This window comes from Kribbella sp. NPDC049174 (assembly GCF_043197365.1).
Taxonomy (GTDB): Bacteria; Actinomycetota; Actinomycetes; order Propionibacteriales; family Kribbellaceae; genus Kribbella.
In genome coordinates, this window is the sequence record NZ_JBICSZ010000002.1 from 807,259 (window position 1) to 827,772 (window position 20,514).

At 68.8% G+C, this 20,514-nt stretch carries 21 protein-coding genes; 12 read left to right on the forward strand and 9 right to left on the reverse strand.

What is annotated here, in order from left to right:
• Positions 1–142: 142 nt before the first annotated feature.
• Positions 143–814 (forward strand): HAD family hydrolase, encoded by a 672-nt coding sequence (locus ACGFIF_RS14380; RefSeq protein WP_393154708.1) that lies wholly within the window; start codon positions 143–145, stop codon positions 812–814.
• A 5-nt stretch (positions 815–819) separates the two neighbouring features.
• Positions 820–2,040, forward strand: coding sequence for a glycosyltransferase 87 family protein (locus ACGFIF_RS14385; RefSeq protein ID WP_393154709.1), 1,221 nt, complete (start codon positions 820–822; stop codon positions 2,038–2,040).
• On the opposite strand, the gene ACGFIF_RS14390 is transcribed toward ACGFIF_RS14385, so the two are convergent.
• From ACGFIF_RS14390 to ACGFIF_RS14400, 3 genes are all read right to left on the reverse strand, one after another.
• A complete protein-coding gene (locus ACGFIF_RS14390; RefSeq protein ID WP_393154710.1) occupies positions 2,006–2,743 on the reverse strand; it encodes a nucleotidyltransferase domain-containing protein in 738 nt (245 codons plus the stop codon). The two genes, ACGFIF_RS14385 and ACGFIF_RS14390, sit on opposite strands and share 35 nt — an antisense overlap.
• Positions 2,743–4,071 (reverse strand): hypothetical protein, encoded by a 1,329-nt coding sequence (locus ACGFIF_RS14395; protein ID WP_393154711.1) that lies wholly within the window; start codon positions 4,069–4,071, stop codon positions 2,743–2,745. The genes ACGFIF_RS14390 and ACGFIF_RS14395 overlap by 1 nt, the downstream gene beginning before the upstream one ends.
• A 70-nt stretch (positions 4,072–4,141) precedes the next feature.
• Entirely contained in the window at positions 4,142–4,636 is a 495-nt protein-coding gene (locus ACGFIF_RS14400; RefSeq protein WP_393154712.1) for a cupredoxin domain-containing protein, read from the reverse strand.
• A gap of 174 nt (positions 4,637–4,810) precedes the next feature.
• Between ACGFIF_RS14400 and ACGFIF_RS14405 the strand changes: the two genes are divergently transcribed.
• The 4 genes from ACGFIF_RS14405 to ACGFIF_RS14420 are packed head-to-tail and all read left to right on the forward strand — an operon-like array spanning position 4,811 to position 8,214.
• Positions 4,811–6,277 carry a wax ester/triacylglycerol synthase family O-acyltransferase gene (locus ACGFIF_RS14405; protein WP_393154713.1) on the forward strand — a complete coding sequence of 489 codons (1,467 nt, stop codon included), beginning with the start codon at positions 4,811–4,813 and terminating at the stop codon, positions 6,275–6,277.
• Positions 6,274–6,813: a DUF6912 family protein gene (locus tag ACGFIF_RS14410; RefSeq protein ID WP_393154714.1), complete on the forward strand. Its 540-nt coding sequence runs from the start codon at positions 6,274–6,276 to the stop codon at positions 6,811–6,813. The genes ACGFIF_RS14405 and ACGFIF_RS14410 overlap by 4 nt, the downstream gene beginning before the upstream one ends.
• A gap of 19 nt (positions 6,814–6,832) precedes the next feature.
• Complete coding sequence (locus ACGFIF_RS14415; RefSeq protein WP_393154715.1) at positions 6,833–7,753, forward strand: Ku protein; 921 nt, start codon at positions 6,833–6,835, stop codon at positions 7,751–7,753.
• Positions 7,750–8,214, forward strand: coding sequence for a VOC family protein (locus ACGFIF_RS14420; protein WP_393154716.1), 465 nt, complete (start codon positions 7,750–7,752; stop codon positions 8,212–8,214). Before ACGFIF_RS14415 ends, ACGFIF_RS14420 begins: the two co-directional genes overlap by 4 nt.
• On the opposite strand, the gene ACGFIF_RS14425 is transcribed toward ACGFIF_RS14420, so the two are convergent.
• Positions 8,211–9,080: an alpha/beta fold hydrolase gene (locus ACGFIF_RS14425; RefSeq protein WP_393154717.1), complete on the reverse strand. Its 870-nt coding sequence runs from the start codon at positions 9,078–9,080 to the stop codon at positions 8,211–8,213. The two genes, ACGFIF_RS14420 and ACGFIF_RS14425, sit on opposite strands and share 4 nt — an antisense overlap.
• 45 nt (positions 9,081–9,125) lie before the next feature.
• On the opposite strand from ACGFIF_RS14425, the gene ACGFIF_RS14430 reads away from it, so the two are divergent.
• From ACGFIF_RS14430 to ACGFIF_RS14440, 3 genes are all read left to right on the forward strand, one after another.
• Entirely contained in the window at positions 9,126–9,674 is a 549-nt protein-coding gene (locus ACGFIF_RS14430) for a TetR/AcrR family transcriptional regulator (RefSeq protein ID WP_393154718.1), read from the forward strand.
• Between the two features lie 79 nt (positions 9,675–9,753).
• On the forward strand, positions 9,754–11,454 hold the full coding sequence (gene pruA, locus ACGFIF_RS14435) for an L-glutamate gamma-semialdehyde dehydrogenase (protein ID WP_393154719.1): 1,701 nt from the start codon (positions 9,754–9,756) through the stop codon (positions 11,452–11,454).
• Positions 11,455–11,599: 145 nt separating this feature from the next.
• The gene (locus ACGFIF_RS14440; RefSeq protein WP_393154720.1) at positions 11,600–12,667 is read left to right on the forward strand and encodes a hypothetical protein; all 1,068 of its coding nucleotides are present in this window, start codon (positions 11,600–11,602) and stop codon (positions 12,665–12,667) included.
• Here the strand turns inward: ACGFIF_RS14440 and ACGFIF_RS14445 are convergent.
• Positions 12,664–13,308, reverse strand: a complete 645-nt coding sequence (locus ACGFIF_RS14445) for a TetR/AcrR family transcriptional regulator (RefSeq protein WP_393154721.1) — start codon at positions 13,306–13,308, stop codon at positions 12,664–12,666. The genes ACGFIF_RS14440 and ACGFIF_RS14445 overlap by 4 nt on opposite strands.
• Before the next feature lie 140 nt (positions 13,309–13,448).
• On the opposite strand from ACGFIF_RS14445, the gene ACGFIF_RS14450 reads away from it, so the two are divergent.
• A complete protein-coding gene (locus ACGFIF_RS14450) occupies positions 13,449–14,324 on the forward strand; it encodes an esterase/lipase family protein (protein WP_393154722.1) in 876 nt (291 codons plus the stop codon).
• Positions 14,325–14,330: 6 nt separating this feature from the next.
• Here the strand turns inward: ACGFIF_RS14450 and ACGFIF_RS14455 are convergent, their stop codons facing one another.
• The 3 genes from ACGFIF_RS14455 to ACGFIF_RS14465 form a co-directional block, all read right to left on the reverse strand.
• Positions 14,331–14,528 carry a hypothetical protein gene (locus ACGFIF_RS14455; RefSeq protein ID WP_393154723.1) on the reverse strand — a complete coding sequence of 66 codons (198 nt, stop codon included), beginning with the start codon at positions 14,526–14,528 and terminating at the stop codon, positions 14,331–14,333.
• A 73-nt stretch (positions 14,529–14,601) separates the two neighbouring features.
• Positions 14,602–15,090, reverse strand: coding sequence for a DUF2505 domain-containing protein (locus ACGFIF_RS14460; RefSeq protein WP_393154724.1), 489 nt, complete (start codon positions 15,088–15,090; stop codon positions 14,602–14,604).
• 294 nt (positions 15,091–15,384) lie between these two features.
• Positions 15,385–15,549: a hypothetical protein gene (locus ACGFIF_RS14465; protein WP_393154725.1), complete on the reverse strand. Its 165-nt coding sequence runs from the start codon at positions 15,547–15,549 to the stop codon at positions 15,385–15,387.
• A 156-nt stretch (positions 15,550–15,705) separates the two neighbouring features.
• Here ACGFIF_RS14465 and ACGFIF_RS14470 point away from each other — a divergent pair, with 156 nt between their 5' ends.
• Both ACGFIF_RS14470 and ACGFIF_RS14475 read left to right on the forward strand, forming a co-directional pair.
• Positions 15,706–17,508 (forward strand): heparinase II/III family protein, encoded by a 1,803-nt coding sequence (locus ACGFIF_RS14470; protein ID WP_393154726.1) that lies wholly within the window; start codon positions 15,706–15,708, stop codon positions 17,506–17,508.
• Positions 17,505–19,388, forward strand: a complete 1,884-nt coding sequence (locus ACGFIF_RS14475; RefSeq protein ID WP_393154727.1) for a DUF2264 domain-containing protein — start codon at positions 17,505–17,507, stop codon at positions 19,386–19,388. Before ACGFIF_RS14470 ends, ACGFIF_RS14475 begins: the two co-directional genes overlap by 4 nt.
• Here ACGFIF_RS14475 and ACGFIF_RS14480 read toward each other — a convergent pair.
• Positions 19,356–20,459, reverse strand: a complete 1,104-nt coding sequence (locus tag ACGFIF_RS14480; protein ID WP_393154728.1) for a substrate-binding domain-containing protein — start codon at positions 20,457–20,459, stop codon at positions 19,356–19,358. The genes ACGFIF_RS14475 and ACGFIF_RS14480 overlap by 33 nt on opposite strands.
• Positions 20,460–20,514: the final 55 nt, after the last annotated feature.

The window sequence follows — 20,514 nt, forward strand, 5'->3', positions numbered from 1 at the left end:
TGAGGTGGGGGGAACCGCATGCGCGCTGGGGCGAGGCTCCAGCCGAGTTGCTTGCGGTAGTGGGTGGGGTGCGGGAGATTACGGGGAGTGAGAGGGAGGACCGCCACGGTTAGGGCGGTTTGGGCTGAGTAGGCTTGCGCGCATGTCTTTGGAGTCGGGTGTGCCGCGTGGGTTGCTGGTGGACTGGGGCGGTGTGCTGACCTCCGGGCTGGAGGATGCGCTGCGGCGGTGGGCCGAGCTGGACGGGTTCGACTTCGATTCGTACGTGCAGGCCGTGATGGCCTGGCTGCCGGCCGAGACGCCTGCCGATGCGGCCGCGGAGGCCGAGCTGAACCCGGTCCACGCCCTCGAGCGCGGCCAGATCGCCGTCCCCGACTTCGAGCGCAAGCTCGCCTCGATCCTGGTCCGTCGCGATGGTACGCCGGTGCCGGCGGAGGGGCTGATCGAGCGGATGTTCGCGCATTTCGAGCACCAGCCGGACATGGGTTCGCTGGTCCGCCGGGCCCGCTCGCACGGGATCCGGACCGCGCTGTTGTCGAACTCGTGGGGCAACACCTACCCGCGGGACACCTGGGAGGGGATGTTCGACGACATCGTCATCTCCGGTGAGGTCGGGTTGCGCAAACCCGAGCCGGAGATCTTCCTGCTGGCCGCCCGCCGGCTGGACCTGAAGGCCGAGGAGTGCGTCTTCATCGACGACCTCGAGCTGAACGTCGAGGCCGCGAACGCCCTCGGCATGACCGGCATCCTGCACACCTCGTACGACGAGACCCGGCGCGCGCTGGAAACCCTGTTCGGAGTCGACCTGACGTGACCGTGATGACCACCACCTCCCCTGCCTCCCGCCCCATCGCCCCCCGCCGGCTCCTCATCGGGATCGTCGCCTGCGCCGCGCTGGTCGCGCTCGGCGCGTGGGCCTACGGCCTGTTCAGCGGCATGATCGACCTGCGCGTGTACCGGATGGGCGGCTCGGTGCTGCTCGACGGCGGTTCGCTGTACGACGCCAAGCTGCCGGGATCGGGTCTGCCGTTCACCTATCCGCCGTTCGCGGCGATCGCGATGGTGCCGCTGGCCGCCGTACCGTGGGGTGTCGCGCTGGTCGTCTGGACCACGATCTCGGTGCTGTGCATCGCGGCGCTGTGGCGGACCAGCCTGCCGGAGACCGCTTGGTCGTACTTCTCCCAGCGCAAGCGCACGGTCCTGCTGGTCGCCCTCACCGCGCTGTCGTTGCTGCTCGAGCCGGTCTGGCAGACGATCCAGTTCGGCCAGATCAACCTGTTGCTGACGGCAATGATCCTGCTGGATCTGGTCCGGCCGCAGAACGCGCGGCTGCGCGGTTTCTGGCTCGGTGTGACGATCGGCGTGAAGCTGACCCCGCTGCCGTTCCTGGCGCTGCTCGTGGTCACCAAGCAGTGGCGGGCGCTGCGCAACGCCATGCTGGGTCTGCTGACGACGATGGCGGTCGGGTTCGTGATCGTGCCGAACCAGTCCTGGCGGTACTGGACCGAGGTCATCCTCGACGCCAACCGGGTCGGCGGGCTCGCCTACACCGGCAACCAGTCGTTCAACGGCTTCCTGCACCGGCTCGGCAACGAGGCGAGCTGGGTGCAGCCGACGTGGTTCGTGCTCTCGGCCGTGTTCGGCCTGCTGGTGCTGTGGATGGCCCGGCGGTACTGGCTGGCGGACGAGCGGGTCACCGCGATCTCCGTGATGGCACTGGCCGTTCTGTACGCGTCACCGGTGACGTGGAGCCACCACTGGGTGTGGATCATCCCGCTCGGTGTGAGCCTGATCCGCGCGGTCAACCGCGTGTGGGGCCTCAACCCGGCGGTGGTGACCGGCGTGCTCTTCTACGGCCTGTTCGTACTGCGCTCGATCTGGTGGGTGCCCTTCCGCGACGACCGCGAGCTGGACTGGACCTTCTGGCAGTCCATCCCCGGCAACTCGCATCTGATCCTCGGCATGATCGCCTTCATCATCCTGGCGGTCACCAGCCGCAGTCTGCCTAAACCAGCGCCCGCAATGGCCGATCAAGCCTGACGGCCAGCTCAGCGTCGACGTGCGCGATCTCAGCCAGCAGTACGTCGACACTGGCGCGGAACGCACGTTGTAGCTCGGAGACCTCCAACGACCGCACCAGAGTCGCCTCAACAGGTGCAGTGGTGGCGGAGGGCAACAGGTGGAGACCGCGACCTTGGGAATGCGGGACACCGTGCCGCAAGCAGGCCAGCATCAGCACGTGATCACGCACCCCGCTGATCATGTACTCGGCCTGCCACACCTTGCCCCGGGCGATGGTGGACCGCGCATGCAACGCATACAGCCACCCCATGCCGACCAGGTCGACCGCTGAAGCAGCACCCCAAGCCGGCTGCTCAACTGCCTCGCCGAAGATCAGCCGGAAGGTAGGACCCAGTGCGCCGAACTCAGCCGCCGGCGCAAAGGCAATGTCCACCTGCAGCGTAGAAGCCAGCAGGAACACCCGGTACACAGTCCCGCGCGACCACACATCGGTGTGATGCACAGCGCCGTACTGCGAGTACATGGAAGCGGTCCAGTCAGCCAGTACGGCGTCCTGGGAAGCACCCGGCGTCAGACCGAGCGCCAGGTCGATGTCGGACCACTCGTCCTCAGCACCCACTGCAGCCGACCCAGTCAGCGCAGCACCCGCGACACGCGAGTCTGCCCGGGCAGCCGACACCAGCGCGTCCCGCAGGCTCTCCCGCTCTGCAACCGTGTACATCACGAAGAGAACAGTAGGAGCAGGCCGCCCGTGGTGTAGCCGACCATGACGACCAGCAGCGGCACCTGACCCACCAGAGCCTTCTGCCGCGGGAAGAGCGCGACAGCACGGTCGTGAGCCGAGATGACACCCAGCAGGTGACCACAGACCACGGCCAGCACCTGGATGACCGCGATCGTCCCGCTGTGGTTCGTGATGCCGGTGTTCACCGCGAGCAGCCCGGTGCCGAAGACGTTGGCCCCGTTGCTGAGCGGGTCACTCAGGTAGATGAGTGTCCGCTGCCCCTCGAGAATGAACAGGGTCAGGTAGTGCGCGACGACGTACCCGAGGACGATCGGTATGACGGAATGGGCGAACAGCCCGGGGAGCGCCCGACGTGAACTGTGCGACAGCCGGCCGGCCAGCAGTGTGGCACCCGAGTACGTCACCAGCACGAACAGGATGAACGCGATCAGCGCACACGTGCCGAGCAATGTCATCGAGTAGTCGGTGTTCTGCGCCCAGCCGATCCAGGCCGACGAGTTCGAGAAGCCGTCGTACGCCGTGGAGCCGAGCAGCGCGGACACCATGCCGACGAGACCCGGCTGCGCCTTCAGACCGTCGAGGTTCTCCAGCGGCCGGCGGACGACCAGGGCACCATCAGTACGACGGCCCCACGGTGACAGCCGTGCCATCAGGCAGGCGTAGACCTCGAACGGGTCGCCGGTCGAGAACCAGCGGTCGCCGAACAGGATCGCGCCGAAGAGCATGATGACGACGTACAGCGCGATCCAGGCCTGCAGGACCGGGATGGTGGCCCGGTCCGGGGCGACGAGCTCGAGCCAGGTGAAGGCGAAGATGCCCAGCGCCGCGGGCCAGAGGCCGAGCCAGGAAGGAAGCTCCAGCAGGCCCTTCGACGAGGGCTGCCGGAGCGCCTTGCAGAGCAGCAGGTGGATGGTCCGCAGCGGGTTCAGCGTCCGCCAGACCGGGCCGAACACGAGCGAGATCGGCACCAGACCGACCCAGACCAGGATGTAGATGAAGCCGAAGATCGGGTTGGTCAGCCGGTCCACGCCGAACAGCAGCGAGACCATCGCGTAGAGGAACGTCGCCAGCCCGACCAGCCGGACGATCCAGCGGAACCAGCTCGCGTCGACCGTCCGGGTGATTGCGGCCGGCAACGGCTTTCCGGACGCGTTGCCGCGGTACTTCGGATTCCGCCAGGCTAGGCCGAGGATGACGAACGACAGCCCGATCGCGACCGCGGCACCGCCGACGGCCAGCCCGAACGGGATCGGCAGGTCCTGCCGGCCACCGATCCCGTGCAGCGGGAGCAGGAGCCCGGTCACGGGGCCTCCCGGCCCGGACCGAGGAGCGGAGGGAGCCCGCCACGCCGGAGGCGTGGCATAGGTACTGTGCTCACGAGACGACGAGCTTGGCGACCAGTTTGCCGCTCTCGTGCGTCTCGATCTCGAAGGTGCCCTTCATGTTCGCGGTGAACTTGACCGACGCGGGCTTGCCCGGGGTCAGCGGCAGTTCCTTGTCGTACCCGTGGATGTGCACCTCGTCGGCCGCGTCGCTGACCGCGGTCACCAGGACGGTCTGGCCGGCCTTCACCTTGATGGTCGCGCCGCTCGGGTTGACCTTGCCGTTGGCAACGGTGACGCTGACGGTCACGTCGGCCTGCTCACCGGACGGGTCGGCGGTGTTCGACGGGCTGCTGGTGTTCGGCTTGCCCGGGGTCGGCGTCATCGTCGGCAGGTCGGTCGGAGTGGCGGTCGGCTGAGCCGGCGTCGAGGACGGGCTGCTCGGACTCGCGCCGCCGTCGGATTCGTTCCCGCAGCCGGCCAGGACCAGCATGGCCAGGGCGGGGAGAAGAGCGGTGGCGGTGCCGCGAGTGAGCGTCGAACGCATGGGTCGAGGGGCCTTTCAAGGGGTCTGATTCAGGTCTCGGGGCGTGGGACACACCCTCTTGCAGGACGAACACCGATGGCTCAGTGTTCCCGTACAGCCAGTGTCGCAGCCCACTGTCGGCGCGGGCCGCTAGGGTGACGAGACAAGCTGATCGACTGAGAGGAAGGTGATCCGATGCCGGACCGGCTGACGTCGCTGGACCTCACCTTCCTCAAGGCCGAGTCGCCGGCCACCCCGATGCACGTCGGGACGGTCGACATCTTCGAGCCGCCGGTGCACGGTGACGACGGGTTCGACTACGAGAGCCTGGTCGCCCTGATCCGGGACCGGATCGCCTTCGTGCCGCGGTACCGGCAGCGGGTCCAGCAGGTGCCCGGCCGGTTCGCCGGCCCGGTCTGGGTGGACGACGAAGAGTTCGACATCACCTTCCACGTACGACGCTCGGCGCTGCCCCGGCCGGGGACGCACGCCCAGCTGCTGGAGCTGGTCGCCCGGATCATGTCCCGGCGGCTCGACCGGGCCCGGCCGCTGTGGGAGATGTACCTGGTCGAGGGCCTGCAGGGCGACCGGTTCGCGATCATCTCCAAGTCCCACCAGGCCCTTGTCGACGGCAACAGTACGGTCGACATCGGCCAGGTCGTGCTGGACGCGACCGCGCACCCGCGGGACACCCCGACCGACACCTGGCAGCCGGACCACCCGCCGTCCGCGTTGGAGCTGCTCGCCGGCGTGTTCATGGACGCCGCCCGCCACCCGACCGCCGTGCTGGAGCTGGCCCGGGCCGAGATGGCCAGCCTGACCGGTTCCACCTCGGTCCGCGAGGTGCTCGGTGGCGTGGTCGGCTCACTGGCCGCGCAGCGGCACGCGCAGGAGAGCTCACTGCACGTGAAGACGTCCGGTCAGCGCCGGTTCACCACGGTGCAGACCGATCTGGAGGACTACCGGACCGTCCGGGCGATGCACGGCGGCACCGTGAACGACGTGGTCCTGGCCGTGGTCGCGGGTGCGTTCCGGGCCTGGATGATGACGCGCGGTGAGGGTGTCGGGCCGACCCGGAGCGTGCGGGCGGTGGTCCCGGTCAGCATCCGCGACGACGACGAGGAGGAGCCGACCTCGCTCGGTTCCAGTGTGATCGCCTCGACCGTGACGCTCCCGGTGGGGGAGAACTCGCCGGTCATGCGGCTGCACCAGATCTCGTACCAGACCAAAGTGCACAAGGACACCGGTCGCGCGGTCAGTGCCCGCTCGCTGGTCGGCATCGCCGGGTTCGCGCCGACCACGCTGCACGCGCTGGCCGCCCGGGTCGCGACCGCGACGGTCCGGCCGATCGACGACGTGGTGATCACGAACGTGCCCGGTCCGCAGTTCCCGCTGTACGCCCAGGGTGCGCCGATGCTGGCGTCGTACCCGGTGGTGCCGCTGATGCCGGGACAGGGGTTGTCGGTCGGCGTCACGTCGTACGACGGGAAGGTGTCCTTCGGGCTGAACGCGGATCGCACCGCGATGCCCGACCTGGCTGTTTTCGCCCAATGTGTGACGGATGCGCTGGACGAGTTGCTCGAGACCACCAGGGGCAGCCGGAACCGGGCCTCCCGGGGCCGGAAGAAACCCCGCGGTACGACGAAGAAGGCGGGCTCATGAGGGTCTACATCCCATCCACGCTGCGGCGGCTCGACGAGGCCTGTCACGCCGGCGAGTTCGGTCCGCCGCCGCTGACGGCGTACGCGGTGACACCGGCGCTGCGGGAGTGGTACGCCGAGGGCGACGACGAGGAGCTCGAGTACGCCGCGATGGCGCAGGCGGCCCGGGCGTCGGTCGGACTGCTCGCGGCCGACCCGGAGACGGCACGCAGACGCGTGGTCGTCGCCTGCGAGGTGGGCGCGGTCCCGCCGGCGGACGGCACCGTCGAGCTGGGTGACGCCCGGCTGGAGCTGAACGTGGTGGTGCCGTGGTCCAAGGTCGCCGCGGTGCACATGGACGCGGCCGTGGCGATGCCGGTGCTCGCGAAGGCCGCCGACCTCTGGGACGCGGCCCAGAATGGCGATGACGACGCCCTCTTCGCCCTGGATTCGTGCGAGGGTGAAGATCTGATGTGGTACGCGACCCAGGAGGTCCCCGATCTGCTGGCCGCGGAAGGACCCCGGGGCGGGCTGAACGGCTTGAGCGGACCGAGCTGACACAGGGAGCTGATTGGCGATGCAGGCGATCTGGAAGGGTGCCATCTCGTTCGGGATGGTGACGATCCCCATCAAGGTGTTCTCGGCGACCGAGGAGAAGGACATCTCGTTCCGCCAGGTGCACGTCGCCGACGGAGGCCGGATCCGGTACAAGCGGGTCTGCTCCGAGTGCGGCGAGGAGGTGCCGTACTCCGATATCGGCAAGGGCTACGAGATGGCCGACGGCCGGATGATCGTGCTGGAGCCGGAGGACTTCGCCGACCTCCCGCTGTCCAGCAAGAAGGTCATCGACGTCCTGGAGTTCGTGCCCGCGGACCAGGTGGACCCGCTGTACCTGGGCAAGTCCTACTACCTGCAGGCCGACGGCGGACCTGGCGCCAAGCCGTACGTGCTGCTGCGGGACGCCCTCGACGGCTCCGAGTTGTACGCGCTGGTGAAGGTCGCGCTGCGGTCCCGGGAGAGCCTCGGGCTGCTCCGGACGTTCGGCGACATCCTGGTGATGCAGGTGATGCTGTGGCCGGACGAGGTCCGCGACGCGTCGTTCGCGGCGCCGGCCGAGGACGTGGAGATCCGGTCGCAGGAGAAGGCGATGGCGGCGTCATACATCGACACCCTGCGCGGTGAGTTCGACCCGGATCAATACCACGACGAGTACCGGCAGGCGCTCGAGCAGGTGGTCGAGGCGAAGGCGGCCGGCATACCGCTGCCCGAGACCGAGGAGGAAGAGACGGAGGGCGCCGAGGTCGTCGACCTGGTCGCCGCGCTGCGGGCCTCGGTCGAAGCTGCCAAGGCACGCCGGTCCGGCGGCGGTGACGCGGCTCCGGCGAAGAAGGCGGCGGCGAAGGCTCCCGCCAAGAAGGCTGCGCCGGCGAAGAAGGCGGCCGCCAAGAAGACCGCGGCGAAGAAGACCGCCAAGAAGACCACGAAGAAGTCGGCATGAACGAGCGGCCACCGACCCAGACCGAGGTCCCGAAGGATGCGTCGGAGATTCCGGCGGATCCGACCGCGCCGCTGGTGAAGCCAGGTGACTTCCTGCTCGAGCTGATCCCGGTGCCGGTGACGGATATCGACCGGGCGAAGCGGTTCTATTCCGAGCAGTGCGGGTTCCATGTCGACGTGGACGTCTCGCCGGCGGACGGCGTTCGCGTGGTGCAGCTGACGCCGCCCGGTTCGTTCTGCTCGATCAGCCTGCTCCAGGGACTGCCCATGACGGACATGGAGCCGGGCTCGCTGCGTGCTCTGCACCTGGTCGTGAAGGACATCGAGGCCGCTCGGCAGGAGCTGATCGGCCGCGGTGTCGACGTCGGCGAGACCGAGGACCTCGGCGGCGTGTTCTACGCCTGGTTCAAGGACCCGGACGGCAACACCTGGGCGCTGCAGCACATGCCCTGGCGGCCCTAAAGCTGCTCGGCGAGGAACTCGAGCAACCGCGTGTTGAACTGCTCGGGGTACTCGGTGGGCAGGCCGTGCCCGGCTTCCGGCCAGAGTTCGGTCTGGTTGTCGGGCAGGAACGTCTGCGCCCGCCGTGCCGCGTTGAGCGGATCGTGGACGACGCTGCGCCCACCGAGCAGCGCCAGCGTCCGCACGTGGATGCTGCGCAGTGCGTCATCGGTCCCGTACGACGGCATCGGCAGCTTCATCCGGTAGTCGCGCAACCCCGCCATCACCAGGCGCCCGGCCGGCTGCTCGATCGGCACGCGTCCGGCGACCCACTGCAGATACCGGGCGCTGACACCGTCCGGCAGACCCGGCACCAGCGAGAAGCCGCCGAGGAGGAAGCGCCAGTCGAACCGCGCGAAGACATTCGCTGGCTCGACCAGGGCGAGCGAAGCGATCCGCTCAGGTGCATGCAGAGCCAGGTTGAACGCGAGCCAGGCACCGCCGGAGACCCCAACGACATGCGCCTTCTCCACCCCGAGCTCGGCCAGCGTCTCGTCCAACCACACCGACTGCTCTCTGGATGACCGGATCGGCACGGTCTGCACGCTGCGCCCAGGCTCCCCGAGTACGTCGATCGCGTACACGGGATGCTTCGCGGCGAGCCCCGGGATGTTCTGCTCCCACATCACCGTCGTCCCGGCCCGCCCGTGCAGCAACACGATCGGGACCCCGTCGTCCGGCCCGTACTGATACACCCGCACCCGTCCGTACGTCGTACTCACGTCGACGGACTCGCGTTGTCCCGGGATGCCCATCAGCGTCACGTCGTACAGCCGCAAGTACGCCGCCTGCGCCTCGGCACTCACAAAATGCCCCACACCACCCATGCCCGTGAACCTACCGACCCGAGCGTGCAGGTAGGGTAAGCAGGGATGTCCCCAGTTAAGTTGCGTGCTGATGCCCGGCGGAACCGTGAGCAGTTGATCGAGGCTGCGCGGGAGGTGTTCGCCGAGTTCGGCACGCAGGCGCCCCTCGACGAGATCGCGCGACGGGCCCGGATCGGCAACGCGACGCTGTACCGGCACTTCCCGACGCGGGACGACCTGCTCGTCGCCGTGTACGCGGAAGAGGTGCAGGCGCTGCGTGCCGCGGGCCTGCACGCGGCTGGTCTGGACAACACGGTCGAGGTGGACCAGCTCTTCGAGTGGCTGGCCGCGTTCGTGCGGCATGTCGCGGAGAAGGGTGATCTCGCCCGGAGTCTGGAGCCGTCGACGCGGCGGTCGGAGCTGCACGAGGAGTGGCATGCGGCGATGGTCGCGACGGTCGGCGGGCTGGTCGAGCGGGCGCAGGAGGCCGGTGCGCTTAGGGCCGATGTCGACCCGGTCGACCTGCTCGTCCTGGCAGCTGGAATGGCCACTGCGGAACCTGTTCGAGTGAAACGTATGCTACAAATGGTGCGCCGCGGGGTGGTCGCTGTCTGACCGGACCAGTCGGCTGCGTGGTCCGGTGCGTCACCCGGTTCGATCTCCGGTTCGATCCGGGCCGGTTCGGCGTGGCAGCATGGGAGCGCGCCGCCCACCCGCACCGGCGTACACCCGCACGGTCCACAACCCGATCGAGGAGCACCGCACCATGGATGCCGTCACCGCCGTACCCACTCCTGCCAACGAACCCGTCAAGGGATACGCACCCGGATCGTCGGAGCGGGCGAGCCTGGAGGCGAAGCTCAAGGAGTTCACCGCGGCGGGTGCGATCGACCTGACCTGCACCATCGGCGGTGAGCAGCGGCTCGGCGGCGGCGCCCCGATCCAGGTGGTCCAGCCGCACAAGCACGCGCATGTGCTGGGCACGCTCGGCAACGCGACCGAGGCTGACGGCAAGGCCGCCGTGGACGCGGCGCTGGCCGCGGCTCCGTCTTGGCGTTCGCTGTCCTTCGACGACCGCGCGGCCATCTTCCTGAAGGCGGCCGACCTGCTCGCCGGCCCGTGGCGCGACACCCTGAACGCGGCCACCATGCTCGGCCAGTCGAAGACGATCCAGCAGGCCGAGATCGACGCCGCCTGTGAGCTGATCGACTTCCTCCGGTTCAACGTGGCGTTCGCGCGGCAGATCGTCAGCGACCAGCCGATCTCGTCCCCGGGTGTCTGGAACCGGGTCGACTACCGGCCGCTGGAAGGCTTCGTCTACGCGATCACGCCGTTCAACTTCACCGCGATCGCCGGCAACCTGCCGACCGCGCCGGCGCTGATGGGCAACACGGTGGTCTGGAAGCCGTCGCCGACGCAGCAGTTCGCGGCGCACTGGACGATGCGGCTGTTCGAGGCCGCGGGCCTGCCGGCCGGTGTGATCAACCTGGTCACCGGCGACGGCATCGAGGTGAGCAAGTCCGCGCTCACTCACCCGGATCTGGCCGGTATCCACTTCACCGGATCCACCAAGACGTTCCAGTCGCTGTGGTCGACGGTCGGCGCGAACATCGCGTCGTACAAGACCTACCCGCGGCTGGTCGGTGAGACCGGCGGCAAGGACTTCATCCTCGCGCACCCGTCTGCGGACCCGTCCGTGCTGAAGACCGCGATGGTGCGCGGCGCGTTCGAGTACCAGGGCCAGAAGTGCTCCGCGGCCAGCCGTGCGTACGTCGCCCGTTCGGTGTGGGAGCGGATGCGTGACGATCTGGTCGCCGAGACCGAGTCGCTGACCATGGGTGATGTCACCGACCTGTCGAACTTCATCGGCGCGGTGATCGATGACCGTGCGTTCGCCAAGCACAAGGCGGCGCTGGACCGGGCCCGGCAGACCGACGCGCTCGAGGTCGTTGCCGGTGGCACCTATGACGACAGCGAGGGGTACTTCGTCCGGCCGACGCTGGTGGTCTCCGACGACCCGACCGACGAGATCTTCACCACCGAGTACTTCGGCCCGATCCTCGGCGTGCACGTGTACGACGACGCCGACTACGACACCGTGATGCGGCAGATGGAGAGCGCGGCGCCGTACGGCCTGACCGGTGCGATCATCGCCCAGGATCGGCACGCGGTCGCCGCGGCGGCCGACCACCTGCGGTTCGCGGCCGGCAACTTCTACGTCAACGACAAGCCGACTGGTGCGGTGGTCGGACAGCAGCCGTTCGGCGGCGCGCGGGCGTCCGGTACCAACGACAAGGCCGGCTCGATGTGGAACCTGATCCGCTGGGCCAGCCCCCGGTCGATGAAGGAGACCTTCGCCCCGCCGACCGACTACCGCTACCCGCACCAGGGCTGACGGAAAGGAACAGCTGGTGGTGGGGGTCGCCGACGAGCTACCGCTACCCGCACCAGGGCTGACCGGATAGTCAGGGGTCGTCGGGGTTTACCCGGGAATCGGCGGGATCGGGAGTAGATCGGACCGGTTGTGTCGTTTCCCGGGTATGCATGAGACCGATCTGCACCTCGAGCCCAACGAAGCCTCCGACCTGTGCCGCGTGTTCGGGCCGGAAGTCCTGAGCCGTCACGGCTGGGACCGGGCGTTCGTCACGGTGCTCGACGAGGCGACCGCCGAGGACGCGCTGGCGCTGCTCGTCCACACCGCCGGTGCGCTCCTCGACGACGAGTGGTCGGCGATGCGCGTGTTCGCGGACGCCGGCCTGGACGCAGGCAAGACCGAGGACGCCGAGGCCTGCGCGTCCCGGCACGGCTACGTCTACCTCGTCGGTTCGCAGTTCGGGAAGAAGGCCGGTCCGCTCGCGGCCAAGCGGTCCTGGATCGCCCGCGTGAGCGAGCAGTCGATCGCGGACGCTCTCGAGAGCGGTGGCCGGGCGACGCTCGAGGTCGTGCGGCTGCGCTTCGGCCTGCACCGGGCGATCAACGACGCCCTGGCCGACGTCGAACTGCTGCCCATGGGCACGCTGTTGCAGCAGGCGTACGTCGATGCCACCATCGCCGTCGGCGAGCAGAAGGCCAAGCGCTGGGCCGGAACCGTCCTGCCGACGGACCATCCGGTCAACATCGAGGCCGCCGAGTTCCGCGCGAACGGCAACTTGCTGCTCGGCATCCGGTACCCGGTGACCGCCGACGGGCATCCGCTGCTGGTCGAGCTCGAGAACGTGTCGGAGCTGTTCGGCGACCCGAACGCCGTACCGCGGTGTGGCAACGTCTGGGTGCTCGGCGACGTCGGTGGTGTCGAGGCGCCGGCCGGGCTGCGCGGCCTGGACACCCGAGGCGGCGACCGGTTCGACGCGGTCATCGGTGACCTCGATGCGTCCGGCAAGTCGGCCACGGTCCTCGCGGATCACCCGGAAGGCGCCCTCGCGGCGTCGGAACACGTCCGCTTCGAGCTCCCGTCGGACACCGCCGGCGGTGTCGTCAGCGCCAAGGTCGTGCACCACTTCGGCGACATCCGCCGCGTCGAAGGCGTCGCCGTCGACCACGAGGGCCACGCCCACTACGTCATCGACGAAGAAGGCCACGTAGCCCTCAGGACCCTCGTCTTCGACTAAGTGGTCAGACCCCGGCGGACGACGATGTAGTACGTCGTCATGTCGTCGATCAGGGTCTCGATCTGGTCCGGTTTGGTCGGATTCGCGTCCAGGAACCAGTCCGAGATGAGGTCGAAGAGGCCGCCGACGAGGCCGATGGCCACGCTGTGCCGCACTGCCCGCTGGTCCGCCGCATCCGGTCCGGCGGGCGGTCCGTCGTACCGATCCCACAACTGCTCGAGGAATCCGGCCGCCCAGCGGCGGTTGGTCCGGCGCTGACGCTCGACCAGCGGTGAGATGCCGCCCGCCATCCCGAAGGTGACCTTCGCGACCCGTGGATCGTCGAGCAGAGCGTGCGCGAACACCTGGATCAGCTTCGGCGCCACCTCGCGCTCGTTCCCGACGGCCTGCGAGGCCATCCCCGCGACCTGGTCCTGCAGGCGTTCCGAGGTCCGCTGCAGCAGCGCGACGTAGCAGTCCTCGCGGTTGGTGAAGACCTCGTAGAAACTCTTCGTGCCGATATACGCCGTACTGCAGATCTGCTCGATCGACGTGTTGATGTACCCGTTCGCGGCGAAGAGTTTGAGCGAGGCGTCGAGCAACTGCTCGCGGCGCTCGGCCCGGCGTTGTTCGGCGTCGAGCCCTCGGATGGTCCGTCCCATGCGCTGCACGTTACCCCGGGTGGCGGAGCTGTAACCAAGTGATCTGGTTCTGAACACGAGCTCTTGTTCATAACCCGGCTTCATGCTCCACTGTCGGTGATCCGCTCGTCACTCGCACGATACAGTCACGGGGAGCCGTCATGCCAAACCTGATCCGCCGGGCCGCTGTCGCCCTGCTCGCCGCCGTACTGCTCACCACCACCGCCGCGACCACCGCGACCGCGACCACCGCGACCGCGGCCCAGTCCTCCGGCTTCGACAACTGGTCGTGCAAGCCGTCGGCCGCGCACCCCAATCCGCTCGTCCTCCTGCACGGCCTGGGCGGCAACGGCCCGGGCAACTACTCCTACCTCGGCCCGTTCCTCGCCTCGAAGGGGTACTGCGCCTTCACCCTCACCTACGGCCAGGCGTCACCGGCGATCCCGGTCGGCGGCACCGTCTCGATCACCCAGTCGTCGGCCGAGATCGCGGCGTTCGTGCAGCAGGTCCGGCAGGCGACCGGCGCGGCGAAGGTGGACATCGTCGGGCACTCCGAGGGCGGCTTCCAGAGCATCTACGGCCCGAAGATCCGCGGGTACGCCGGTCAGGTGGGCAAGGTGGTCGCGCTGGCACCGCCGACCCACGGCACGACGTTCGGCGGGCTGGTGAGCGTGGGTGACTATCTGGGCCTGCGGCCGTTGGTGGATCAGGTACTACGGGAGTTCGGCTGCCCCGCCTGTGACGAGCTGATCGTCGGCGGCTCGGCCGTGGAGCAGTTGACGACCGGTCCGATCGCGCAGCCAGGAGTCAACTACACGGTGATCGCGTCTCGCTTCGATGCGCTGGTGACGCCGCACGAGACGTCGTTCATCCGCGAGCCGGCTGTCACCAACAAGTTCGTCCAGGACGTCTGCCCGCTCGATCCGGTCGGTCACGTCGGTCTGGCCTTCGACCCGACCGTCGCGCAGTTGGTCGCCAACGCGCTCGACCCCGCGCACGCGAAGCGAGTGATCTGCGGCTTCGGACCGCCCCTGTAGGAGAGGTCAGGCGGTGCGGTTGAGCTGCTGCAGGGGCGGATCGACGAGGAGTGCGGAGCCGCACTGGACGCAGATCCACTCGTCCGGCTCGTCGATCAGGTGATCGGCGGCCTCGATCCGTTCGAACGGCATCACGGTGGCGCAGAAGACGCAGTACTGCGAATCCTCGCCGGCCTGATCGGCCCGCCGGCCCTTCTTTCGCACGACTGGCTCACCTCCGGGGCAAACTGTTCATTTCAGACTGCCACCGGAGGTCAGCCGGTCAGCGTAGCGACACTCAGTGGGTCCAATCCCGGCCGAGTTCGTGTTCCTTCTGCAGACCGGAGCGGATCGCGTCGACCACGAACGGCTCGATCTTCTTGCCGATCAGCGGGACCGCGACCTTCACGTCGAGCTCGATCGCCTGGACCGTGCCCGACCCGCTGGCGGTGATCTCGGCGTTGCCCTTCAGGGTGACCGGGGTGTTGCTGATCTCGCCGCGGACGTCGGCCTCGCGGGACCCGTCCGCCTTGGCCGGGTGCCAGGTCTCGGTCTGGACGACGGTCAGCGTCTGGCCGACGAACTTGCGCGCGATATCCGGTACGTCGTCCGACGGCATCTCGCGCTGGACCTTGACGATGGTGTCTCCGCCGGACTCGGTCACCTCCACGGAGTACGACAGTGCTTTGGTCTTCTGGCACGCCTGCTCGCGGAAGGTGGCGTCCGTGACGATCGCGAACACTTCCTCGGGTGTGGCGTCGTACGACGCCGACAGCTTCAGCTCCATGGCGGACATCATGGCATTACCGCTCGGTCACAACACCAGTTCGCTGCCGGCGCGGGGTCAGGACGAGGCTGACGGTCCGCTTCTGTGCCGCCGTACGGAACGGAGCTGAACCGTGAAGACAGTCAGTACGGCGACCGCCACCACGCCGGCCGCGGCTCCGACGAGGGGCAGCACCGGCCTAGCCCGGCGACGACTCGCGAGAATCGCCGCCACTGTCTCGCGCCCAGCCGCTGCCGCTGGATCATCCGGCCTGGTCTCCTGCACTCGCGACCAGTAAGTGTCGGCGTCAACCCATCACTTCTGCTGAGGCGCGATCCGGGCAAGCAGGTCGAGCACCTCCGGCCCCGCCTCGTCGAGCCCGTCCAGCACAGCGGCGGCTTGGTCGAGATCGCCCCGCCGAGCACTCTCGGCGGCCCGGCTGAGCACGAGTTGCTGCTCGAGTTCGCTGCGTACGGTCATGGCTTGATCAACCCGACGACCTTGCTCTGCTCGTCGCGGGGGATCAGCCGGATCCCTGGATCAGCACGAGTCAGTTGCTAGAGGCAACAACCAGGAAGCGTCTCAGGCCGAGGTTGCCAAGTGGATCGGGAAACGTTTGCCCATATGGTGGGTGGAGTGAGGCTGAGGGAGCGGTGGGCTGCGGTCGGCGTCCGTGGGCGCGAGCAGGCGATCAAGGCGGCGCGAGGCCGGGTGGGGGTGCCGGATCTGACCCGGCGGGAGGTCTGGGGGAGTCGCGATCCGGGAGCGGTTCGGGCGATCCTGGCCGATGCCGAGGCGGATCGTGCGCAGCCGTGGCCGCGGACGTTGCTGTCCGACTATGCGCGGTACTGGCGGGACGGCGTACGCACGGCGTACGAGAACCCGGCCGGTGAGGTCCGGCGTCGTACCTCGACTGCTGTGCTCGCGGCCGCCTTGACGGCTGATCAGGCGTACGTCGATGAGGCGGCCGACGGACTGATGGTGTTGTGCGAGCAGACCACGTGGTGCTGGGCGGCGCACGAGTCGTTCGCGACCGCTCGGGGCGAGGTGGCCGGCGATCCCGACGAGCCGTACGTGGATCTCGGTGCGGCGGAGACGGCGGAGATCCTCGCCTGGGCGGACCTGGTGCTCGGGCCCGCGCTCGACGAGCGGGTGCCGGGGTTGCGGCGGCGGATGCGGCGGGAAGTCAGGCAGCGGGTCATTCAGCCGTTCCGTACCGATCGACGCTGGCACTGGCTCGGGCTCGACGGCCACCTGCACAACTGGAACCCGTGGATCCACGGCCACGTGCTCGCTGTTGCGCTGTTCCTCGAGGACGACCCGCAGGTTCAGTTGGAAGTCACCGACCTCGTGGTCGACGGCCTCAGTCGCTACCTCGACGCCCTGCCCGCCGACGGCGGCTGCGACGAGGGCTACGCGTACTGGTGGAACGGCCCGGCCAGGCTGGCCGTGGCACTCGACGTACTCGACCGCGTCACCGACGGCGCCTTCGCGCCCTGGTTCTGTACGCCGCTCGCCGAGCTGGCACGTTATCCGCAGCGGGTCGCGCTCGGCGATGGCTGGTACGTGAACGTCGCAGACGGCTCCGCCCGTCCGGATCCGAACCAGCCGTGGCACGTCCTGCACCGCTGGGGCCGCCGTCACGACCCCGAGGTGATGGCCCAAGCCGCCGCCCATCGGGACCTGCCGATCGCCCCGGCGGCCGGACTCGGACGCGCGGTGCTGGGCCTGACCGACGACGACTGGTGGAACTCGGCCAAGGCCGACCTGCCACTGCCGAAATCGACCTGGTTGCCGGACGTCCAGTTGTTCGTCGTACGCGATGAGCACCTGGCCCTTGCGATCAAGGGCGGGCACAACGACGAGAACCACAATCACAACGACGTCGGCTCGTTCATCGCGGCGGTCGACTCCACCCCGGTGCTCGTTGACCTCGGCCAGCCGACGTACACCGCACTCTCCTTCTCCGACCGCCGCTACGAACAGTGGGTGGTCCAGAGCGCCTGGCACAACGTCCCGCTGATCAACGGCCGCGAGCAGGAGCACGGCGCGCAGTACAGAGCGACCGACGTCGTCGTCCAGGAGAACTCGCTGGCTCTAGAGCTGTCGCAGGCGTATCCCGACGCACCGCGCTATCGGCGGGTGGCGACGCTCGAGAACGGCGCGATCACGATCGCGGACGAGTGGGAAGGCTCGGTCACCCAGCACTTCATCATCGCCGGTAGGCCGGTCAGCCAAGGACCGCGCGAGGTCGTGGTCGAGACCCTGTCGGGTGGCCGTGCGCACCTCCGTTGGGGCGCGGGTACCGGTCGGCTGGAGGAACGAGCTGTCGACGACGCGCTGCTGGAAGGTGTCTGGGGCCCGACCGTGCATCGGCTGGTCATCGACTGCACCGGCACCTCTTTCCGCCTGACCGTCCGCAGAGGAGAGCGACCGTGACTGACGCGCCGTACACCGGCATGAATCGGGAGACCTGGGCAGCGACCGCTGATGGGCTGTTGCTGTCGCTGCGCCCGTCGGCGTCGCCGGATCATGCCCGGATCGACCTGCCTGGTCAGCCGAGCGCGTACGGTCCGGACAGCGACTCGCTGGAGGCGTTCGCACGCTCCTTCCTGCTGGCCGGGATCCGGTTGCACGGTGACCACGGCCACGACCCGCACGGCCTGGCCGAGTGGTACGCCGACGGCCTCCGCGCCGGCACCGATCCTGCCTCCCCGCGCGCCTGGCCGCGCCCCGACCAGCTCGGCCAGGCGAAGGTCGAAGCCTGCTCGATCGCCCTCGGCCTGCACCTCTGCCGGCCCTGGCTCTGGGATCGTCTCGACGACCAGGATCGCGAGCGGATCGTCGCGTGGCTGGCGACGGTGGTGGGCGAGGAGTATCCGCCGATCAACTGGGTGTGGTTCCAGATCGTCGTCGAGACCTTCCTCAAGTCGGTCGGCGGTCCGTGGTCGTCGGCCGACCTCGAGAGCGGGCTGGCCGTGCACGAGTCGCTCTACCGCGACCACGGCTGGTACGCCGACGGACCCGAGCGCGCCTTCGACCACTACAACGGCTGGGCGCTGCACGTCTACCCGTTGCTCTGGGCGACCATGGACCCGGAACTGGCCGATCCCAAGCTGGTGATCACCTGGCGCGAACGGCTCTCGCAGTACGTCCGGACCGCTGTCCACCTGGTCGGCGGCAACGGCTCGCCGCTGATCCAGGGCCGCAGCCTCACCTACCGGTTCGCCGCCGCCGCGCCACTGTGGATGGGCGCTCTCACCGATGCCACCGACGTACCGCCGGGCCTGCTCCGGCGCGCCGCGTCCGGCATGCTCGCGCACTTCCTCGACCACGACGTGCCCGACGACCGCGGTCTGCTGAACCTGGGCTGGTACGGCGAATGGCCGCGGATCGCGCAGTCCTACTCCGGCCCGGGATCGCCGTACTGGGCGGTGAAAGGCATGCTCGGCCTGATGCTGCCGGCCGATCACGCGGTGTGGACCGCGACGGAGGAGCCGCTGCCGGTGGAGACCGGGGACTTCACGCTGGACGTGCCCGAGCCGGGCTGGATCGTCAGCGGAACCAAGGCCGACGGCGTCGTCCGGATCGTCAACCACGGCACGGATCACTCGGTGCCGGGCAACCAGCGGGCCGACTCGCCGCTGTACGCGCGACTCGGGTACTCGACCCACACCATGCCGCCGCTCGATCAGACCGCGTGGTCGGAAGCGATCGAGAACAGTGTCGCGATCGTGCATCCGGAGTTCGGGCCGAGCCACCGCAACGGCTTCACCACGGTGCGCGCCGGCGTCTCGGTGGCCTCGGCGCACTGGGTGCGGACTGATGAGGACAAAGGCGTCGAACACGGGTCCGGTCGTGGCGGCAGTGTCATCGAGGGTCCGCGGCTGGTCGTGGGCTCGGTGCTGCATGGCAGTCACGAGGTGCGGGCGGTGGTGGTCGAGGGTGAGATCGATCCGTCGTGGATGTTGGAGTTCAGTGGCTGGCCATTGTCCGACGTCGACTCGCCGGCCGACACCATCGAGAGCTTCAGATCGACGGCCGCTGCGCACGGGCTCGTCTCATCCGTTGCCACCGGCACCGATTTCGAGTACGACGTACGTCGCCTGACCGATGCGAGTCCGGTGGGCAATCACACCGCGATTCCCTGTGCCAGAAGGCATCCGGAGTCCGGTGAGGTGTACCTGGCCGTCGTCACACTCGGCGGTTCGCCCGAGCCGGAGCCGGTCGTCTCCGACGAGGACCGCACGATCCGGGTCGAGTGGTCGGACGGCCAGGTGGACCACCTACGGCTGGACTCTGGCGGCGAGGGGGATTGATGAGTCGCGGATCATCAGTTCCGGTGTGATCAGGATCCGCTGCGACGGACGCCGCCGGCCCTCGACCAGCCGGGCCACCATCAGCTCGACCGCGGTCCGGCCGACCATCGGTTTCGGTGGCCGGATCGCGGTCAAGGCCGGCTCGGCCAGCCGCGCGACCTCGTCGTCGTACGCCACGATCGCGAGATCCTCCGGGATCGCGATCCCGCGTTCGGCGCAGTACTGGGCGATCGACATCGCGTCCGGATCGGAATGGACGACGAGTGCCGTCGTACCGGTCGCGCGGCAGCGTTCGAGCAGTCGGGCGATCGTCTCGCGGTAGCCGGGCTGCTCCATCCGGATCGATTCGCGCGCGATCAGGTCGGGGGAGATGCCGAGGTCCGCGCAGACCTGTTCCCAGCCGCGTTCGAGATGGGTCGAGGTCGGGCTGCCCTTGGACAGCACCAGACCGATGCTGAGATGACCGTGCTGGTGCAGGTGCCGTACGGCGATCTCGAGACCGAGCGCGTGGTCGCTGCGTACCCATTCCAACTGGTTCCTCGTCGGCGTCCAGCGCGGTGGTTGCCGCTCGATCAGGATCACCGGGACCGGCAGGTCGCCGATCCACTGGATCATCTCCGGGACGTCGTCGCCGTCCAGGTTGGGCGCGAGCAGCAGACCCTGCACCTGCTGCGCCTCGATCAGCCGGGTGATCTGGCGCTGGTCCTCGGCCCAGTCGTACGTCGACCCGCGCAGCTGGATCTGGACGTCCTGCGCAGCGGCCGCCGAGCGGGCGCCGCTCACGATCGCCGGCCAGTAGTAGTCCAGTGACGGGACGACCATCCCGATGGTGAACCGCGGCGGGCCGGTGCCGCGACGGCGGACGTGCGTGGCCGGGCCCAGGTCGGTGGGTAACGTCGCGCCGCCGTGCACCTTGGTGAGCAGATTCTGGGACGCGAGGGCCGCGATGTCCCGGCGGACCGTGAGTTCGCTGACGCCGAGCAGCGCGGCGAACTCCCGCACTCGGACCGACCCATGCCGCCGCAACTCATCCATCAACCGCTCCTGCCGCTGCGGCCCGAACAAAGTCACGAGGCCCTCCGTCTCGCTGTCCTGGGTGCCGTTCACCTGACCGCTACGGTAACCG

Coding starts and splice junctions, on each gene's coding strand:
- ACGFIF_RS14420 (WP_393154716.1), top strand. CDS start 7,750: ATGAACGAGCGGCCACCGACCCAGACCGAGGTCCCGAAGGATGCGTCG.
- ACGFIF_RS14385 (WP_393154709.1), top strand. CDS start 820: ATGACCACCACCTCCCCTGCCTCCCGCCCCATCGCCCCCCGCCGGCTC.
- ACGFIF_RS14390 (WP_393154710.1), bottom strand. CDS start 2,743: ATGTACACGGTTGCAGAGCGGGAGAGCCTGCGGGACGCGCTGGTGTCG.
- ACGFIF_RS14430 (WP_393154718.1), top strand. CDS start 9,126: ATGTCCCCAGTTAAGTTGCGTGCTGATGCCCGGCGGAACCGTGAGCAG.
- ACGFIF_RS14440 (WP_393154720.1), top strand. CDS start 11,600: ATGCATGAGACCGATCTGCACCTCGAGCCCAACGAAGCCTCCGACCTG.
- ACGFIF_RS14450 (WP_393154722.1), top strand. CDS start 13,449: ATGCCAAACCTGATCCGCCGGGCCGCTGTCGCCCTGCTCGCCGCCGTA.
- ACGFIF_RS14410 (WP_393154714.1), top strand. CDS start 6,274: ATGAGGGTCTACATCCCATCCACGCTGCGGCGGCTCGACGAGGCCTGT.
- ACGFIF_RS14460 (WP_393154724.1), bottom strand. CDS start 15,090: ATGGAGCTGAAGCTGTCGGCGTCGTACGACGCCACACCCGAGGAAGTG.
- pruA (WP_393154719.1), top strand. CDS start 9,754: ATGGGAGCGCGCCGCCCACCCGCACCGGCGTACACCCGCACGGTCCAC.
- ACGFIF_RS14445 (WP_393154721.1), bottom strand. CDS start 13,308: ATGGGACGGACCATCCGAGGGCTCGACGCCGAACAACGCCGGGCCGAG.
- ACGFIF_RS14465 (WP_393154725.1), bottom strand. CDS start 15,549: ATGACCGTACGCAGCGAACTCGAGCAGCAACTCGTGCTCAGCCGGGCC.
- ACGFIF_RS14400 (WP_393154712.1), bottom strand. CDS start 4,636: ATGCGTTCGACGCTCACTCGCGGCACCGCCACCGCTCTTCTCCCCGCC.
- ACGFIF_RS14405 (WP_393154713.1), top strand. CDS start 4,811: ATGCCGGACCGGCTGACGTCGCTGGACCTCACCTTCCTCAAGGCCGAG.
- ACGFIF_RS14425 (WP_393154717.1), bottom strand. CDS start 9,080: ATGGGTGGTGTGGGGCATTTTGTGAGTGCCGAGGCGCAGGCGGCGTAC.
- ACGFIF_RS14380 (WP_393154708.1), top strand. CDS start 143: ATGTCTTTGGAGTCGGGTGTGCCGCGTGGGTTGCTGGTGGACTGGGGC.
- ACGFIF_RS14415 (WP_393154715.1), top strand. CDS start 6,833: ATGCAGGCGATCTGGAAGGGTGCCATCTCGTTCGGGATGGTGACGATC.